A 17,521-nucleotide genomic window follows, 5' to 3' on the forward strand; every position below is an offset into this window, starting at 1 on the left:
ACCCTCATGCGGAAGATACTTGTCGTCGGAGCCGGGCAGTCCGGGCTCCAGATCGCTCTCGGGCTCCAGGCGCAGGGGTACGAGGTCACCCTGATGTCCAACCGCACCGCGGACGAGATCCGGTCGGGCCGGGTCATGTCCACGCAGTGCATGTTCCACACCGCCCTCCAGCACGAGCGCGACATCCAGGCGAACTTCTGGGAGTCGCAGGCCCCGAAGATCGAGGGCGTCGGCGTCTCGGTGGCCGGCCCCGACGGCTCCCGTGCCATCGACTGGGTCGGCAAGCTCGACGGGTACGCCCAGTCGGTCGACCAGCGTGTGAAGATGGCGGGCTGGATGGAGACGTTCGCCCAGCGCGGCGGCCAGCTGGTCATCCACGGCGCCGCGGTCGGCGACCTCGACTACTTCTCGCGCACCTACGACCTGGTGCTCGTCTCCGCCGGCAAGGGCGAGCTCGTCTCGATGTTCGAGCGCGACGCGGCCCGCTCCCCGTTCGCCGAGCCGCAGCGCGCGCTCTCGGTGGCGTACGTCCACGGGCTCGGCCCGCGCCCGGAGCACCCCGAGTTCGACGCGGTGCGCTGCAACCTCGTGCCCGGTGTCGGCGAGCTCTTCGTCATGCCGACGCTCACCACGTCGGGCCGCGCGGACATCCTCTTCTGGGAGGGCGTCCCCGGCGGCCCGCTCGACGTCTTCCAGGGCATCAAGGACCCGAGCGAGCACTTGGCGCTCACCCTCGAACTCCTGGAGAAGTTCCTGCCCTGGGAGTACGCGCGCGCCACGAAGGTCGAGCTGACCGACGCGGGCGGCACGCTGGCCGGGCGGTACGCCCCCACCGTGCGCAAGCCCATCGGCCGGCTCCCCGGCGGAGGCGCGGTCCTCGGCGTCGCCGACGTCGTCGTCGCCAACGACCCGATCACCGGCCAGGGCTCCAACTCGGCGTCCAAGTGCGCCGCCTCGTACATTTCCTCCATCGTCGAGCACGGCGACAAGCCGTTCGACGAGGAGTGGATGCAGTCGGCGTTCGACCGCTACTGGGAGACGGCGCAGTACGTCACCAAGTGGACCAACGCCATGCTGGGCGCCCCGCCGGAGCACGTCCTGAACATCCTCGGCGCGGCCGGTCAGCTGCAGCCGGTCGCCGACCGGTTCGCCAACGGCTTCAACGACCCGGCCGACTTCGAGAACTTCTTCTTCGACCCGGAGAAGGCGGCCGCCTACCTGGAGTCGGTGGCGCCCGGCGCCTGACCCGCGCCGTACCCGAGGTCGCTGCCGGCGGTGGCGCCCTCGGGCAGCTTCGGCGGCGTGTACCCGTGCATGGTCCGGCCCTTGGGGTCGGGCCGCACGGCCCCGAGCACGGGGTTCGCCGCGATCGGTGAGACCTTGACCCGGGCGCCGGGGCGTGGCGCCTGGACGACCTTGCCGTCGCCCAGGTACATCGCCACGTGCGTGGCCTTGCGGAAGTAGACGACGAGGTCGCCGGGGCGCAGCTTCGACAACGGGATGCGGCGCAGCTCGGCCCACTGCTCCTGGCTGGTCCGCGGGATCTTCCGGCCCGCGTGCGCCCAGGCCCGCGAGGTGAGCCCCGAGCAGTCGAACGCCTTCGGGCCCTCGGCGCCCCACTTGTAGGGCCGCCCGATCTGCCGGACCGCGTAGTCCAGGGCCTTGTCGCCCTGCCGCGAGGGGGGCCGGGTGGCGGGGCTTCCGCCGGGTGCCCCGGGTGCGCCTGGCGTCCCGAGCGCGCCGGACGCCAGGAACCTCTCCTGCGCCTCGGCCGTGCCCGCCTCCTCCGCCTGCCGCAGCGCGGCCAGCTGGTCCACGCTCAGCGAGGAGAGCAGCTCCTCGACCTCCCGCAGCTGCCCGTCGACCTCGTCCCGCTGCTTCTTCTGCCGCGCGGCGAGGGCGGCCTGGGATGCCAGGGCCTTCTTCGCCGCCCTCGCCAGGTCGTCCGCCTTTTTCTCACCCTCGGCCAGCCGCTCCACCGTGGCGGCCCGGCCCGCGGCCACCCGCCCGATGACGTGCCCCTGGTCGAGGGCGCGCTGCGGGTCGCGGGCGAGCAGCAGCCGCAGGTAGGGGGAGAGGTCGGTGGTGCCCTGGTACTGGCGGCGGGCGAAGAGGCCGGCGTCGCTGCGGCCGGCGCGCACGGCGGCGCGGGCCTTGGCCAGCTTGTCTTCCAGGGCCTTGGCCCTGGCGCGCTGCTTCTTCAGCTTCTCCTCGGTCGCGTTGTACGTCTCTGAGGCTTCCTCGGCCGATTGGTAGATCCGATGAAGGTCCGTCAGGAGGGCGGCGACGGAGCGGTCTTCGGGTTCTGGCGCCGCGTGGGCCGGGGGAGCGGTCGTGCACAGGGTGCCGAGGGCGGCCCCTGTGCAGACCCACCGCAGCAGTGTGCCTGACACGTCATCACCTCCGGGGCGCGGAGGGCTTTCCTGCGCGCAGGGTGAGCTTCCGGCCCGGCCGCGGGGTTCGCCTCCCGGCGGGGGTCGGTCGGCGCAACCTGGGTCACCCTTGCAGGGGGCGTCGGCGTGGCGGGTTGCGCCCCGCGGTTCGCGCCTGCGGGTGGGTGGGGGCTGGCCGCGCAGTTCCCCGCGCCCCTGAAACCCCCACGTCCCGCCGTTCGCACCTGCGGGCGGACGGCGGCTGGCCGCGCAGTTCCCCGCGCCCCTGAGATCCCCGCGTCCCGCCGTTCGCACCTGCGGGCGGGCGGTGGCTGGCCGCGCAGTTCCCCGCGCCCCTGGAATCTCCGCGTCGCGCCGTTTGCACCTGCGGGCGCGCGTGGGCTGGTTGCGCAGTTCCCCGCGCCCCTGAAGTCCCTGCGTCGCGCCGTTCTCGCCTGCGGGTGGTCGTGGGCTGGTTGCGCAGTTCCCCGCGCCACTGGGACATCCCCTGCGGGGGGCGTTTCAGGGGGCGGGGCGAAGGTTCGGGTTTAGGGGCGCGGGGAACTGCGCGGCCAGCCACGATGTACCCGCAGAGGCGCACGGTCGGGGGTTAGGGGCGCGGGGAACTGCGCGGTCGGCCACGAACTAGCCGCAGAGGCGCACGGTCAGCGCGGCCCCGGTTTCGACCACGGCCACTTCAAGCCGCCCCCTGTCTCGCCGACCGCGTCGAACTCGTACTGCCACCTCGCCCCGAGCGAGATCCGGCTGCCCCCCGCCACGGGGGCACGGCGGTACACCAGGACCGTCGGCGGACCGCCCGCGTCGTCCGGGACCGGGACGCGGTACGTCTTAGGGGGGTGCCCCGTCGGCCCGACGAGGACCGGAAGCACCCGGCCGTCCAGGGGACCGCCCACGAACGGAGTGTCTTCGCTCTTCACGCCCCCAGTGTCACACCCCGCAGGTCAAAGGCGGCTCAGAGCAGATGCGCCGCGTCGGCCACCACGGGCAGCACGCCCCGTGCGAGGTCGCCGACGGGCCCCTCCGGTGTCTCCAGGGTCAGCGCCCACCGCACGACGTCCGCGGTCTGCGGATCGCGCCCCGCCGTCGCCACGAGCACCGCCATGAACTGCTCCACGAGCATGTCCCGCAGGTCGTCGAGGGGCGGCTGCTTCTCCTCGTCCAGCCAGATCAGCGACGCCGCCTCCACCGCCGTGATCCACATCCGTACGGTCATCCGCAGCCGCGGACCCGGCTCCGGCACGCCCAGGTGGCTGAGGATGTGCTCGGCGGCGGCCCGGCGCACGCCGTCCACGATGGCGGTCGTCCGTGAGGTCTCCACGACGCTGCCGCCCTGAAGGAGCGCGCTGAACCCCGTGTCGTGCTGGTCGACGAAGGCCAGGTACCGGTCGAGGGCCCGGGAGAGCCGGCGGGTGAGCGGCCCGTCCGGCGGCTCGGCGAAGCACTGTTCGAGGTCGGCGGCGGCGGACCGCAGCGCGGCCTCGTACAGCTGCTGCTTCCCGCCGGGGAAGTAGCGGTAGACGAGCGGGCGCGAGACCCCGGCCGCCTCCGCGACGTCGTCGAGGTTGACGTCCTCGGGCGCGCGGTGCGCGAAGAGGGTGAGCGCGGAGTCCAGGAGCTGCCGCCGCCGCGCCTCGACGCTCATGCGGCGGTACGCGGGAGTGGCGGCAGGCGAAGTCATGCCCGCAGCGTAACTCGGGGTGCGCCCCGTCAGGGCCGCGGGACAGTGACATGTGCGTCTTCCGCCGCGCGAGCGCGACCGGCCCCAGGGGCGCCCCGCAGGGGCGCTTTCAGGGGCGCGGGGAACTGCGCGACCAGCCCCCACCCACCCGCAGCGACGAACCTAGGCCAGCAGCCCCGAAGACCGCCAGAGCCGTCGCCCGACCCCCCGCAGAACACCGATGTCGTCCAGGAAGTCCGTCAACCGCTTCGCCCCGCTCTGCATGACCTCCCTGCGGTGGCCGCTCGCCTTCACCTGCGCCACGGCCTCCCGCCGGTCGAGGCCGACGTTCGTGTAGACCTCGGGGTTCACGAAGGCGATGGAGAAGACCCGCGCTGCCTCGCCGCAGCTGAGCCGGGTGAGCTCGCGCTCCCAGCGGGGCGCGGTCACCATCTGGCGCCGCAACTCCTCCCGGGCGTACCGGACATGGCGCGCCTCCTCGACGACGTGGATGCGGGTCACGCCGCGCACCAGCGTCTGGACGCGCTCGTCCGGGAAGGTGAGGCGCTGCATCCAGTCGAGGATCTCCTCGCCGAGCAGCGTGCAGGCGAAGGACCCGGGCGTGGTGGAGACCGTCTTCAGGACGCGGGCGAGGTTGTGGTTGAGGCGCGTGACCGGGTAGGTCGGGGCGCCGCCCTTCTGGATCATCCGGGCGAACATCATCGAGTGGCGGCACTCGTCGGCGATCTCGGTGAGCGCGTACCGCACATGGGCGCTGGTCACCGACTTGTCGTAGATGTGCCGGACGAGCAGCTGCATCAGGATGATCTCGAACCAGATGCCGAGCGAGGCCAGCGAGGCGGCCTCGTGGCGGGCGAGGTCGAGCTGCTGCTCCTGCGACATCCGCCGCCACATCGGGGTGTCGTAGAGGGAGACGAGCTCCGGCGGCCAGAACCACTTGCCCTCCTCGACCGGGGCGTCCCAGTCGAGTTCCTTGTCGGGGTCGAAGGAGTGCTTGGCGGACGACTCCAGGAGCCGGGCGGCCACCTGCTCGCGGTCCTTGAGCAGTCCGAGCGCGTCCCGCAGGCCGTCGAGCGAAACGTCTTCCGTCACGGTCGTCATGCTGTTCCTGCCTTGTCGCGGGTTACCGGCGGTCATCTCTTATGAGACTGCTTGTCAGCAAGGCCGTCAATCCCTTGCGCACGACTTGTTGACCCCTTGTCCAGTAGCGTGTGAGCCTGCCGTCATGGCGACGCACGAGCTTTACACCAGTCCGCCGGCTGGGCTCAACTGGCAAGTTCCGTCCGCCGGTTCGGCCCGTTTCAGCTGGGAGTACGACGAAGGCCGCGACCGCCTCCTCGCCCTGTACCAGAAGGGCAAGGACAAGCAGTGGGACGGCGCCAAGCGCATCGAATGGGACCTCGAGGTCGACCCGCTCGACCCCCTCGGCACCCCCGACGAGTCGATGTCGCTCTACGGCACGCCCCACTGGGCGAAGATGACCGGGCGGGACAAGGGCGAGCTGCGCAAGCACTACGCCTCCTGGCAGTTCAGCCAGTTCCTCCACGGCGAGCAGGGTGCCATGGTGTGCGCGGCCCGCATCGTCGAGTCGGTCCCCGACCTGGACGCCAAGTTCTACTCCGCGACGCAGACCATGGACGAGGCGCGGCACGCGGAGATCTACGGCCGCTTCCTGCACGAGAAGATCGGCATGCTCTACCCGATCAACGACAACCTCCAGTCGCTCCTCGGCGACACCCTGCGCGACTCCCGCTGGGACATGCCCTACCTCGGCATGCAGGTGCTCATCGAAGGCCTCGCCCTCGCTGCGTTCGGCATGCTCCGCGACACCACGGACAAGCCCCTGCCCAAGCAGATCCTCGCCTACGTCATGCAGGACGAGGCCCGGCACGTGGCCTTCGGCAGGATGGCGCTGCGCGACTACTACAAGCAGCTCACGGACGCCGAACTGCGCGAGCGCGAGGAGTTCGTCATCGAGGGCTGCTATCTGATGCGCGACAGGCTGCGCGGCGTCGAGGTCCTGGAGAACTTCGGGATCCCCAAGGTGCAGGCCGAGGAGTACAGCGAGCAGTCCGAATTCCTCGCCCTCTTCCGCCAGTTGCTGTTCTCCCGCATCGTGCCCTGCGTCAAGGACATCGGCCTGTGGGGCAAGCGCCTCCAGGAGGCGTACGTCGACATGGGCGTCTTCGAGATGGGCGACGCCAACCTCGACCAGCTCATGGCGCAGGACGAGGAGATCGCCGAGAAGCTGGACGCGGAGCGCTTCGCGGCCGAGGAGCGGGAGCGGGTGGCGGAGGTGCGGGACGCGATCGCGTCCGGCGGGGAGTAGCAGGACACGGGGTGGCGGCCCGCTCAGCGGGCGCTGATCGCCGCCTCCATCACCGCCTTCGCGATCGGTGCCGCGCTGCCGCCCCCGCTGATGTCCCCGCGGTCCGCCGACGCGTCCTCGACCACCACCGCGACTGCCACCGACGGCTCCGGGTCGTCGGCCGCCTGCGCCCAGGACACGAACCAGGCGTACGGCGTACCGGAGTTGTCGATGCCGTGCTGTGCCGTGCCCGTCTTGCCGCCGACCGTCACCCCGCGGATCGCCGCGTTCGTGCCGGTGCCCTCCTCGACGACCTGCGTCATCATCTCCCGCAGCTGCGACGCGGTGCCCGGACTCATCGCCTGCCGCAGCGTCCTGGCCCCCGTGGTGTCGACCACGTCGCCGTCGTCGGTCGTCGTGCGGTCCACGAGGTGGGGGGACTTGACCGAGCCGCCGTTCGCCACGGCCGCCGCCACCATCGCCATCTGCAGCGGCGTCGCCCGGGTGTCGTACTGCCCGATGGCGGAGAGCGCGAGCTGCGCCTTGTCCATCGACATGTCGAAGTTGCTGGCCGCGACGGACGGGGGAATCCTCAGCCCGCCGTCGTTGAAGCCGAAGCCGCGCGCCGTCTCCGTCATCGGACCGAGGCCCGTGTCGACGCCGAGCTTCGCGAACATCGTGTTGCAGGACCACCGGAAGGCGTAGCGCAGGCTCGCGTTCTCGCAGCCCTCCACCTCGTTGGTCAGCCGGGTGCTGGTGCCGGGCAGGGTGTACGGGCTCGGGGACTTGGTCGGCGCGTCCAGGTCCGTCACGGTGCCCGAGTCGAGCGCGGCCGCCGCCGTCACCACCTTGAACGTCGAACCGGGCGGATAGGTCTGGCGGATCGCCCGGTTCAGCATCGGCTTGGCCGGGCTGCCGTTCAGCTCCGCCCAGCTGTCCGCGACCGAGCCGCGGGTCCCGGAGAGCCGTTCGGGATCGTACGAAGGGGCGCTGACCAGCGCGAGGATCTTCCCGGTCGACGGCTCGACCGCGACGACCGCCCCCCGCTTGCCGCCGAGGCCCGCGTACGCCGCCTGCTGCACCGGCGCCTTGATGGTGGTCTCGACCTTGCCGCCCGGGTTCTGCGTGCGCGTGATGTCGTTCCACAGGGGGAGCGGGGCGAGCATCGGATCGGTGCCGGAGAGGATGTCGTCCTCGGTGTTCTCCAGGAAGGACGTGCCGTACACCTGCGAGGCGAAGCCGGTCACGGGTGCGTACAGCGGCCCGTTGCGGTACGTCCGTTCGTAGCGGAGCTGCTCGCCGGTGTCCCTGGAGCCGGTGACGGGCCGCCCGTCGACGAGGATGTCGCCGCGCGGCTGGCCGAAGCGGACGATGGCGTTTCGGCGGTTGGCGGGGTTGGCGTCGAGGGAGTCGGACTGGACCACCTGGACGCGAGTGGCGTTGCCGAGCAGGGCGATGAGCAGCAGCGCGCAGAACGCGGCGGCGTGCCGGATGTACCGTGTCACGCGGTCTCCGCGGGGACGGGCTGGCTGCGCGCCGAGTCGCTGACCCGGATCAGCAGCGCCACGATGATCCAGTTGGTGACGACCGACGAACCGCCCTGTGCGAGGAACGGCATCGCCATGCCGGTGAGCGGGATGAGCCCCATGACGCCGCCCGCGATCACGAACACCTGGAGCGCGACGATCGAGGCGAGCCCGATCGCGAGCAGCCGTCCGAACGCGTCGCGCAGCGCGAGCCCGGCCCGGAAACCGCGCTCCACGAGCAGCGCGTAGAGCAGGAAGATCGCGCAGAGCCCCGCGAGCCCCAGCTCCTCGCCCGCCGTGGCCAGGATGAAGTCGGACTTCGCGGCGAAGCCGATGAGGATGGAGTGGCCGAGGCCGAGTCCGGTGCCGAGCATCCCGCCCGCCGCGAACGCGAAGAGCGACTGGGCGAGTTGGTTCGGCCCCCGCCCCGCGTCGATGGAGGCGAAGGGGTGCAGCCAGTCCTCCACACGGCTGTGGACGTGCGGCTCCAGCGAGCCGACCGCGAATGCGCCGAACGAGGCGAGCAGCAGGCCGACCGCGATCCAGCCGATGCGGCCCGTCGCGACGTACAGCAGGATCACGAAGAGTCCGAAGAAGAGCAGCGAGGTGCCGAGGTCGCGCTCCAGGACGAGGACGCCGACGCTGAGCAGCCAGATCGCGACGATGGGGCCGAGGACCCGCCCGGTGGGCAGCTGGAGGCGCTTGAACCGCCAGATGGTGCGGCCGGTGTAGGCGAGGGCGTTGCGGTTGGCGGCGAGATAGCTGGCGAAGAAGACCGCGAGCAGGATCTTCGCGAACTCGCCGGGCTGGATGGAGAAGCCGCCGATCCTGATCCAGATCCGGGCGCCGTTCACGGCGGGGAAGAAGATCGGCACGATCATCAGGATCAGCGCGGTGACGACGGAGAGATAGGCGTAGCGCTGGAGCACGCGGTGGTCGCGGAGGAAGAGGACGGCGACGATGAAGAGGGCCACGCCGACCGTCGACCAGATCAGCTGGGCGGGCGCCGCCTCGTCGTTCGGGGTCTCCAGGTCGAGCCGGTAGATGAGGACGAGGCCCAGGCCGTTGAGGAGCACCGCGATGGGCAGCAGCAGCGGATCGGCGTACGGGGCGCGGAAGCGGACGGCGAGGTGCGCGAGGAGGGCGAGCACGCCGAGCCCGGCGCCGTAACCGGCGGCGCCGGGCGGGACGGTGCCGTGTCGGGCGAGGCCGACGTCGCAGTAGCCGTACACCGAGAGCAGGACGGCGACGACGAGCAGGGCGAGCTCGGTGCCGCGGCGCCGGGGGACGTGGACGACCCGGACAGCGGGGCCCGCTGGGGGTGCGGGGTCCGCGCTCGTTCCGGCCATGCCCGGAACGTAGCAAGCAATCGCCCTGAAGTCCGCTTATGTCGACTATGTCGGCCGGGGCGTCAGCACCAGCGGGGCACCTTGCCGATGTTGGCGATGTAGTGCGCGGACCCCCAGGCCCAGGTCCCGTCGGTGAGCAGGTACCAGACGTTGTTGTTGACGACGCGGTCGCCCTTGGTCTTGCAGAAGATGGTGACGACCTTGCCGTACGGCACGCTGCGGACCACCTTGCCGCCGCGGGTCGGGGAGGTGCGGAGCAGGAGCCCGGATCTGGCGGTGACGCGCCCCTTGTAGACGGGCGGCTTACTCTCGGCCTTCTCGACCTTGTCTGTCTTGTCCGTCTTGCCGACCTTCCCGACCTTCCCGAGATTTTCCGCCTTCTGGATCTTGTCCTTCTTCTCTGTCTTCTCGACCTTCTGGGTCTTGCCGGTCTTGCTGACGTTGTCGTGGTCGTCCAGGGCCGCGGCGGGGCCGGTGACCGTGAGCGCGGCGAGGGCGCAGCCGGCGGTGACGGTGCCGAGCCGGATGGCGGTGGTCCGCAGGGACATGAGGACTCCTCAGGTGAGGGGGTGGGACGGCCCGGCTATTGCACAAAGGCCGCGATTCTCACTAGAAGCGTCACCGTGTGCGCGCACAACCTCACCTGCGGCCCCGGGAATCCCACGGGTGGCGCAACCACCTGGCGCAACCGCCCGGCGCAACCGCCTAGCGCGGCTCGTCCCCTTCGCCGCCCTCCGGCGCCTCCTCGAACGGCAGCCGCAAAGTCGCCACCGCCCCGCCGTCCGCCGCGTTCGAGAACCGCAGCCGCGCGCCGAGGACCGCCGCCTGCCCGAGCGCGATGGTCAGCCCGAGCCCGTGCCCCTTGCTCGTCCCCTCGGTGCGGAACCGCTGCGGCCCGTGCTCGACCAGGTAGTCCGGGTAGCCGTCGCCGTGGTCCCGCACGGAGACGACGGGGCCGTCGACGGTCACCAGGACCGGCGCCCGCCCGTGCTTCAGCGCGTTGACCACGAGGTTTCCCAGGACCCGTTCAAGCCGCCGCCGGTCGGTCTCCACGCACACATCGCGTACGACGACGAGCTCCGTGCCCTCACCCGAAGACCGCACCACGCGCTCCGCCAGTGGAGCGAGCTGGTGCGCGTCCAGGTCCACCCGCTCGCTCTTCGCGTCGAGCCGGGAGATCTCCAGCAGGTCCTCGGTCAGCGTGCGCAGCGCGGCGACCCGGTCCCGCACCAGCTCGGTCGGCCGGCCCGGCGGCAGCAGCTCGGCCGCCGCGTGCAGCCCGGTCAGCGGGGTCCGCAACTCGTGCGCGACGTCCGCCGTGAACCGCTGCTCGCTCAGGAGCTTGCCCTGGAGTGTGGACGCCATCGTGTCCAACGCCCCGGCGACCGCGGCCACCTCGTCCTGGTGGCGGGGCACCCCCGTGGCGTCCGGGCCGGAGTGCGGGTCCCTGACCCGCGCGTCCAGGTCGCCCGCGCTGATCCGCCGCGCCACCTGTGCCGTCTGGTGTAGCCGCCGCGTCACGCGCGTCACGGCGAACGCGCCGACCAGCAGCGTCGCGCCGATCGCGAGCACCGAGGAGCCGAGGATCGCCCGGTCGAGCCCGTCGATGGTGCGGGCGCCCTGCGCGTAGTCGACCTGGACGGCGATGGCCCGGTGCCCGTCGGCGGGTCCGGCGGCCCACATCGTCGGCCGGGACTCGTGGGCGGCGACCATCGTGCCGCGCTCCCCGCTCAGCGCGAGGTCGCGCAGGCTGCCGGGCAGGCCCGCCGGGTCGACGCCCGCACCGGGGCCGAGCCGGTCACCCGCCTCGTACCGCTCGGTGACCTCGGTGAGGCGGGCGAGGGCGCGCTCGCGGGCCTGGCCCACGGTCTGGTTGGTCACCGAGACGTGCACGAGCGCGCCGAGCAGCGCGGCGAGCGCGCAGCACATGACGGTGATGAAGACCGCGGCCTTCCAGGTGAGGGTCGCCGTCCAGGCGGGGAGCCGCGGCCCGCGCGGCTGCCGGTGGCTCATCGCCCGCCGCCCGCGGAGGAGGAGGCGCTCGCCGAGGGCTCGTCCGAGGGTCGCGCGGGGGAGGGGCGGGGCGTCTTCGGCCGCGGCGCGTTCGCGGCGCGCACGATCTCGTCGCTCGTCGGCAGCATCGCCTTCTGGTGCGAGTCCCAGGACCAGACGGTGTGGTACTCGTACCCCGCGAGGCTGGAGACGGCACGGATGATCAGATCGCGCCCGGCCAGCTCGACGCCGAGCACGGCGTCGCTCATCTCCATGATCTGCGTCAGCTGCCGCTCCTTCTCGGCCTCGGCGTAGACGCGGATGTCGAGGTTGTCCTCGGGCGTCGAGACGCCGACGATCAGGTCGTCGTCGCCGTCACCGGTCAGATCGCGGTAGTACGCCTTGAGGACGGGGCACCGCCCCTTCTCGCCGGAACCGTCCTCGGCACAGTCCTCCAGCCGCTCGAGGGTCTCCTGATACGCGGAGTCGGAACGTTCGTACGTCCCCGGGTTCTCGGCGAAGTCCGCGCGGACGACGTCGACCGGGTCCACCTTGCGCAGCCCGCCCTCCGGCACCTCGACACCCTCGACCTTGACGCTCTCTATGGCGCCATAGTCCTCGGCGGGCACCGAGGGAGAGGGCAGGTCGGGCCAGAGGTGGGTGGGGCCCTGGGCGGTCGGCGTCGCGCCGGCGCCCTCCAGCCCGCCCGGATCGCCGCAGCCGCCCACCGCCGCCACGGCGAGGACGGCGAGGGCGGCGGCCGCGAGCCGGCTGCGGTTCACTGCACTCCTGCCTGCCGCGGGGCGCGGCCTGTCGTGACACCGGGCCCGCGGTCACGACACCGGGGCGGCTGTCAGGACACGAGGTCGGCATAGAGAATGATGTTGTCCGAGCGGTGACCGTCCACGAGCGGCCCGCCGCAGGTCAGCAGGCGCAGCTCGGGTCGGTCGGTCGCCCCGTACACCTTATTGGTGGGGAAGTCCTTCTTGTCGACCTGCTGGATCTCCCGCACCGCGAACATCGCCGTGCGGCCGTCCGCGCGCGGCACCTCGACAGTGTCGCCGACCCCGATCTTCGCCACGTCCTTCATCAGCGCCGGGCCGTTCGCGGTGTCGTAGTGCGCGACGATCACGGCCGGGCCCTTCTCGCCGGGCGTGACCCCGCCGGTCCACCAGCCGGGCTCGTCCGCCTTGTCCACCGGCGGCACGTCGAGCCTCCGGTCGGCGCCGACGCCCAGACCCAGCATCGACGTCGCGTCGACGCCCGCCGAGGGGATGCGCAGGCCGGTCGGCTCGGACGGCCGCAGCGGGGCGACGGCCCGCTCGCCCCGGGCGGCGACCGCGTGGTGCACCCGCACGTCGGGGGCCGGAGCGCCGTCGCCGCCCTGGGCACAGGCGATGAGGCCGATGCCGACGGCGGTGGTCAGGGCGGCGGCGGTCGCGAGGCGGGTGGTGTGGCGGTGGCGGGAAGCGGAGTCGGTGGCGGGGGCGGTGGCGGTACGCACGGGGGTTCGGGCTTCTCCTGGAGAGGCGGGGGTCAGGAGTCCGTGCGGCCGCGGCGCAGCATCGCGAAGCCGAGCCCCGCGGCGCCGGCCGCCGCCATGCCGCCCCCGGCGACCAGGAAGGCCGGATCGCCGGCGTCCCGCACGCCCTGGGCACCGGCCGCGACACCGCCCTCGGGCGTCGGGGTGCCCTCCTGCCCCCGCTTCTCCTTATCGCCGCCCTTGTCGTCCTTGCCGTTCAGATACGCGATGCCGATGTGCCCGTTGGACGGGTGCAGCTCGTACCTCACACCGTCCTCGGTGGCCGTCGGATGCGTGGCGGAGAGGGCCGCGACCTCCTTGCCGTCGAGGGAGACCGTCGCCGCGTACGAGCCGCCGCGATTCAGGATCCGCGCCTTCGCACTGTTGCCGAGGGTGACCTCGAAGGCCTCGCCCCTCGGCTTGGGCGCCGATGCGTCCGCGAAGGCGCCCGCGGCCGGGACGAGCAACGCTCCGCCGACGAGGGCGGAGACGGCGGCGGTACGGAGGAGGGGGCGGCGGCGCTGGGTGCTCACGGGACGTTCCTTCGGTCGCTCGGCTCATCGCTCCGGTGGGATCGGGCGACAGTGACGACGCTAGATGTCCGCCATTGCGGCGATTCGACGGCTACGTAACAGCGGGCCATAGCTGTGCGGGCGGTGCCGTTACGGGACCGGAGGGATTTCCCGCCCGGACCGGGCGTACTCGGCGCAAAGACGCCCCGACTTCCGTCGCGCGCCGCCGGGTTCTTGCCGCGGGAGCGTGCGGGCTGGTCCCATGGTCCAGGGGGTGATGGCGCATGACAGGACTGCGCGTCGTACCGGCCTGGCGGCACGGGCAGGAGCGGTTGTACGTATGTCTCGCGGACGGCAGGAACATCGCTTGGTACGACCGCGACTCGTCCCGCGTCAACCTGCTCAGCGAGGACCACGAGCGGGACGTGCTCGACGTCCTCGCGCCCTTCCTGACCGGTCAGGTCACGGTCGGCCCGCCCCCCGTGCCCACCCCGGGAGACCTGGCCCGCCTCGCCCTCCACCCGGACGACGACCTCGCCCCGAACCGGCCGGGGGAGGCCCTGCAGATCTCCCTGGACCGCGACCCGGCGCCCGCCCGCAGGCTGCGCGCCGACCCCCGGCACCGCGCGCTCGCCGCCGAGCAGGCAGTCGGAGAGGCCCTGGACGGTCTGGAGGGCGCGGGCTGGCGGGTGCTGCACTCGCTGCCGCTGCCCGGCGGCGCCCGCATCCACCATCTGCTGATCGGCCCCGGTGGCCTGTTCTGCGTGGGCACCCTCGCCGTCCGCAGGCAGCGGGTGCGCATCGCCGACCCGATGGTCACGGTCGGCCGCGCCGAGCCGTTCCCGCTGCTGCGCACCCTCCGCTCGGACGCGGGCCGGGCCTCCTTCGCGCTGACGGCCGAGGTCCGCCCCGTCCTGGCGCTGGCCGGGACCGGCGCCGCCGACCTGGATGTGGCGGCGCCGCCGCGCGACCTGCGGGTGCTGCGCGAGGCGGACCTGCCGGCGCTTGCCCGGCTCGGCGGGGTGCTGAAACCGGCCGATGTGGAGGCCCTGCACGCCCTGGCCAGGGACCGCCACACCTGGGAGCAGGTCTGACCCGCCACATCTGGGAGCGGGTTCGACCGAGAGAGCGGGTCCGGCCGAGCGGCCGGCCCGTTACAGGTTGTCCCCCCAGCCGCCCTGGATCATGGTCTGGAAGGCCCAGGAACCGCCGCGCCTGATCAGGATGTCGGCGTAGCGCAGCTGCTGCGTCTCGCCGTTCGCCGTCATCACCGAGTCGGTGAAGACGACGGCCATCGCGGGGGAGAGGAAGACGGGCGTGCGCTTGGACTCGAAGGTGATGTCCTCGCTGCCGTCCCCCATGACGTGCGTCATGGTCCCGACGAACTGCTCCCGGTCCCACTGCGCCGCCCGGCCGTCGCCCGCGGAGTCGTCGCTGACCAGGTTGAGCGGGAAGACGGCCAGGTCGGCCATCCGCTCCACGTCGCGCTTCGCGCTGTGCGCGTCGTACTCGGCGAACCAGGCGTCCAGGCTCGCGCGGTCCTCGGCGGTCGGGACGTATCCGGTCTCGGGAAGAAGGGTCACGCGGTCTCCTCATCAACTTTGGCTAGTGACGGAGAAGGTATGCCGCGAAGCGTCGCTAGTCAAACTTGATTAGGCGTGATGCCGGTCACAGCGTGGTCGGAGCCTCCTGGGTCAGGGCAGCGGGCGCGCCCGTTCCGGGTCGGCGAGGGGCTCGAACAGATCCCCGAGTCGCTGCAATCTAAGCCCCACCTCGTCCGCCGTGAAGGCCAGCTGCCCCGGCTCGTCGCACTCCTCGACCTCGTCCCAGGTCACCGGGGCGGAGACGGTCGGCTCGGGGCGGGCCCGCAGGGTGTAGGGGGCGGCGGTGGTCTTGGCGGCGGCGTTCTGGCTGAAGTCGACGAAGACCTTGCCGGGGCGCAGGCTCCGCGTCATGCGGTGCACGACGAGCTCGGGCAGCTCGCGCTCCGCCTCGACGGCCAGCCCTTTGGCGTACGCGGTGACCCGTTCGGAGGGGGTCGGCTCCAGCGGTACGAGCAGGTGCAGTCCCTTGCTGCCGGACGTCTTGGCGTACACGTGGAAGCCGTCGGCGGACAGCCGCTCCCGCAGCCAGAGCGCCGCCCGGCAGCACTCGACGACCGAGGCCGGCGGGCCGGGATCGAGGTCGAAGACCATCCGGTCGGCCCGCGCCGGGGCGTCGGCCCGCCACTGCGGCACGTGGAACTCGGTGACCAGGTTGGCCGCCCACATCAGCGTGGCCAGGTCCTGGACGATGACCTGCCGCGCCCGCCCCTCGGAGCGGGAGCGGGGCACCTCGGCGGTCCGCACCCAGTCCGGGGTGCCCGGCGGCACGTTCTTGGCGAAGAACCGCTGGCCGTCGGGCCCGTCCGGGTAGCGCAGGAAGGAGACCGGCCGGTCGCGGAGGTGGGGGAGGAGGGCGTCGGCGGTGCTCGCGTAGTAGTGCAGGACCTCGCCCTTGGTGAAGCCGCTCGCGGGATACAGCACCTTGTCGAGATTGCTGAGCGCGAGCCGTCGCCCCTCCACCTCTGTGATCGGCGTCATAGGATGAGAGTCCCATAAAGTCCAATAAAACGGTCACAACGCCATAAAAGGCCAAACCGTACCCCCCTCCCTTCCCACTCCCGTGAGGTGCCGGACGTGCGATCCATATGGAACGGTGCGATCTCCTTCGGTCTGGTCAGCATCCCGATCAAGCTCGTGAACGCCACCGAGAACCACTCCATCTCCTTCCGGCAGATCCACACCGAGGACGGCGGCCGGATCCGCTACCGCAAGGTCTGCGAGCTGGAGGAGCGCGAGGTGCCGACGGCGGAGATCGGCAAGGGGTACGAGGACGCGGACGGCTCGATCATCCCGATCACCGACCAGGACCTGGCGGCGCTGCCCATCCCGACGGCCAGGACGATCGAGATCGTCGCCTTCGTCCCCGCGGACCGCATCGACCCGCTCCAGATGGGCGCCGCCTACTACCTCTCGGCGAACGGCGTCCCCGCCGCCAAGCCGTACACGCTGCTGCGCGAGGCGCTAAAGCGGAGTCAGCGCGTGGCCATCGCGAAGTACGCGCTCCGGGGCCGGGAGCGGCTCGGCATGCTGCGCGTCGTCGACGACGTGATCGCCATGCACGGGCTGCTGTGGCCGGACGAGATCCGCGCGCCCGAAGGAGTGGCACCCGACGAGCACGTGACGGTCCGGGACGCCGAACTCGACCTGGCGGACGCCCTGATGGACACCCTCGGCGAGGTCGACCTCGACTCCCTGCACGACGACTACCGCGACGCGGTCGAGGAGCTCATCGCCGCCAAGGCCGATGGGGCGGCACCGGCGAAGCGGGCGCCGGCCGGCGAGGGCGGCGGCAAGGTCATCGACCTGCTCGCCGCGCTGGAGAACAGCGTCCGTGAGGCGCGTTCGGCTCGCGGGGAGGGCGATTCCCCCGCCGAGGTGACGCAGTTGCCGCGCAAGTCGTCCCGTGCCACTCCCAAGGAGGTGGGCGGCAAGAAGAAAGCCACTACGGCCAGGAAAAGCGCGACGAAGTCGACGGCGCCCAAAACGGCGGACTCCAAGGCGACGGCGACCAAGACGACGGCTCGCAAGACTGCCGCCAAGAAGGCGACGGCGAAGAAGACCACCACGGCGAAGAAGTCGACGGCAAAGCGCAGAGCCTCCGCCTGACAAGCGCGGAGCTTCAGCCTGACAAGCGCGGAGCTTCGGGCTGACCCGGCGGCGATGTTGACAGGGCGGGTCACATTGCAAAGCAGCGACGGCATATTGCACCCCGTCCCTTTTGTGACCCTGTGATGAATGTCACAAATCCTTGAAGGTATTAGACCCTCCGCGCAATGATCCCTGCGGGCACAAAGGGATTCTTTAAGATTTCCGGGGGGTTTAAGGTTAATGGCCAGTAATCCATTCGAAGATGAGGGTGCGGAATATCTGGTGCTCGTCAACGGCGAGAACCAGCACTCCCTCTGGCCTGTCGGCCTTGACGTTCCGGACGGCTGGAGCATTGGGCAAGGGGCGAGCTCACGGGCGGATTCCCTGGCCTATGTGGAGCGGCACTGGACGGACCTGAGCCCCGCGCGCCCGATATCCGGCTCCTGACGTGGCCGACCGCAAAAGAGAAGAAGGAAAACAGGGGAAACGGGACGCGACGGGCGGGGAGAGTGGTGCGAGCCGGCCCCCGGGACGCTTCGCCGGCACCGG

Annotated in this window: 18 protein-coding genes; 5 read left to right on the forward strand and 13 right to left on the reverse strand. The window is 71.6% G+C overall.

Annotation, left to right across the window (positions count from 1 at the left end; genetic code table 11):
• The first annotated feature begins 6 nt into the window (after nt 1-6).
• Complete coding sequence (locus tag ACZ56E_RS09965) at nt 7-1,245, forward strand: styrene monooxygenase/indole monooxygenase family protein (protein ID WP_471212864.1); 1,239 nt, start codon at nt 7-9, stop codon at nt 1,243-1,245.
• Here ACZ56E_RS09965 and ACZ56E_RS09970 read toward each other — a convergent pair.
• From ACZ56E_RS09970 to ACZ56E_RS09985, 4 genes are all read right to left on the reverse strand, one after another.
• Nucleotides 1,215-2,393: a C40 family peptidase gene (locus ACZ56E_RS09970; RefSeq protein WP_471212866.1), complete on the reverse strand. Its 1,179-nt coding sequence runs from the start codon at nt 2,391-2,393 to the stop codon at nt 1,215-1,217. The two genes, ACZ56E_RS09965 and ACZ56E_RS09970, sit on opposite strands and share 31 nt — an antisense overlap.
• A gap of 644 nt (nt 2,394-3,037) precedes the next feature.
• Nucleotides 3,038-3,310, reverse strand: coding sequence for a hypothetical protein (locus ACZ56E_RS09975; protein ID WP_471212868.1), 273 nt, complete (start codon nt 3,308-3,310; stop codon nt 3,038-3,040).
• A gap of 35 nt (nt 3,311-3,345) precedes the next feature.
• Nucleotides 3,346-4,071: a TetR/AcrR family transcriptional regulator gene (locus ACZ56E_RS09980; protein WP_468608916.1), complete on the reverse strand. Its 726-nt coding sequence runs from the start codon at nt 4,069-4,071 to the stop codon at nt 3,346-3,348.
• 162 nt (nt 4,072-4,233) lie between these two features.
• Complete coding sequence (locus ACZ56E_RS09985) at nt 4,234-5,172, reverse strand: AurF N-oxygenase family protein (RefSeq protein WP_471212871.1); 939 nt, start codon at nt 5,170-5,172, stop codon at nt 4,234-4,236.
• Between the two features lie 124 nt (nt 5,173-5,296).
• On the opposite strand from ACZ56E_RS09985, the gene ACZ56E_RS09990 reads away from it, so the two are divergent.
• Nucleotides 5,297-6,400: a ferritin-like domain-containing protein gene (locus ACZ56E_RS09990; protein ID WP_471212873.1), complete on the forward strand. Its 1,104-nt coding sequence runs from the start codon at nt 5,297-5,299 to the stop codon at nt 6,398-6,400.
• A gap of 23 nt (nt 6,401-6,423) precedes the next feature.
• Here the strand turns inward: ACZ56E_RS09990 and ACZ56E_RS09995 are convergent, their stop codons facing one another.
• From ACZ56E_RS09995 to ACZ56E_RS10025, 7 genes are all read right to left on the reverse strand, one after another.
• A complete protein-coding gene (locus ACZ56E_RS09995; RefSeq protein WP_471212876.1) occupies nt 6,424-7,884 on the reverse strand; it encodes a penicillin-binding transpeptidase domain-containing protein in 1,461 nt (486 codons plus the stop codon).
• The gene (locus ACZ56E_RS10000; protein WP_471212878.1) at nt 7,881-9,254 is read right to left on the reverse strand and encodes an FtsW/RodA/SpoVE family cell cycle protein; all 1,374 of its coding nucleotides are present in this window, start codon (nt 9,252-9,254) and stop codon (nt 7,881-7,883) included. The genes ACZ56E_RS09995 and ACZ56E_RS10000 overlap by 4 nt, the downstream gene beginning before the upstream one ends.
• A gap of 62 nt (nt 9,255-9,316) precedes the next feature.
• Nucleotides 9,317-9,802, reverse strand: coding sequence for an SH3 domain-containing protein (locus ACZ56E_RS10005; protein WP_471212879.1), 486 nt, complete (start codon nt 9,800-9,802; stop codon nt 9,317-9,319).
• Between the two features lie 157 nt (nt 9,803-9,959).
• Nucleotides 9,960-11,267: an ATP-binding protein gene (locus tag ACZ56E_RS10010; protein ID WP_471212880.1), complete on the reverse strand. Its 1,308-nt coding sequence runs from the start codon at nt 11,265-11,267 to the stop codon at nt 9,960-9,962.
• Complete coding sequence (locus tag ACZ56E_RS10015; RefSeq protein WP_468608903.1) at nt 11,264-12,028, reverse strand: hypothetical protein; 765 nt, start codon at nt 12,026-12,028, stop codon at nt 11,264-11,266. Before ACZ56E_RS10015 ends, ACZ56E_RS10010 begins: the two co-directional genes overlap by 4 nt.
• Before the next feature lie 71 nt (nt 12,029-12,099).
• Nucleotides 12,100-12,750: a class F sortase gene (locus ACZ56E_RS10020; protein WP_471212882.1), complete on the reverse strand. Its 651-nt coding sequence runs from the start codon at nt 12,748-12,750 to the stop codon at nt 12,100-12,102.
• Between the two features lie 32 nt (nt 12,751-12,782).
• Nucleotides 12,783-13,301 carry a hypothetical protein gene (locus ACZ56E_RS10025; RefSeq protein WP_471212884.1) on the reverse strand — a complete coding sequence of 173 codons (519 nt, stop codon included), beginning with the start codon at nt 13,299-13,301 and terminating at the stop codon, nt 12,783-12,785.
• Between the two features lie 263 nt (nt 13,302-13,564).
• Between ACZ56E_RS10025 and ACZ56E_RS10030 the strand changes: the two genes are divergently transcribed.
• Nucleotides 13,565-14,374, forward strand: a complete 810-nt coding sequence (locus tag ACZ56E_RS10030; RefSeq protein WP_471212886.1) for a nuclease-related domain-containing protein — start codon at nt 13,565-13,567, stop codon at nt 14,372-14,374.
• 60 nt (nt 14,375-14,434) lie between these two features.
• Here the strand turns inward: ACZ56E_RS10030 and ACZ56E_RS10035 are convergent, their stop codons facing one another.
• A complete protein-coding gene (locus tag ACZ56E_RS10035) occupies nt 14,435-14,863 on the reverse strand; it encodes a nuclear transport factor 2 family protein (RefSeq protein WP_471212888.1) in 429 nt (142 codons plus the stop codon).
• Nucleotides 14,864-14,974: 111 nt separating this feature from the next.
• Entirely contained in the window at nt 14,975-15,862 is an 888-nt protein-coding gene (gene ligD, locus ACZ56E_RS10040; protein WP_471212890.1) for a non-homologous end-joining DNA ligase, read from the reverse strand.
• 96 nt (nt 15,863-15,958) lie between these two features.
• Between ligD and ku the strand changes: the two genes are divergently transcribed.
• A complete protein-coding gene (gene ku, locus ACZ56E_RS10045; RefSeq protein WP_471212892.1) occupies nt 15,959-16,990 on the forward strand; it encodes a non-homologous end joining protein Ku in 1,032 nt (343 codons plus the stop codon).
• Between the two features lie 222 nt (nt 16,991-17,212).
• On the forward strand, nt 17,213-17,419 hold the full coding sequence (locus tag ACZ56E_RS10050; RefSeq protein WP_471212895.1) for an MbtH family protein: 207 nt from the start codon (nt 17,213-17,215) through the stop codon (nt 17,417-17,419).
• The last annotated feature ends 102 nt before the right edge of the window (nt 17,420-17,521 follow it).

The organism is Streptomyces sp. NPDC039480, assembly GCF_055597165.1.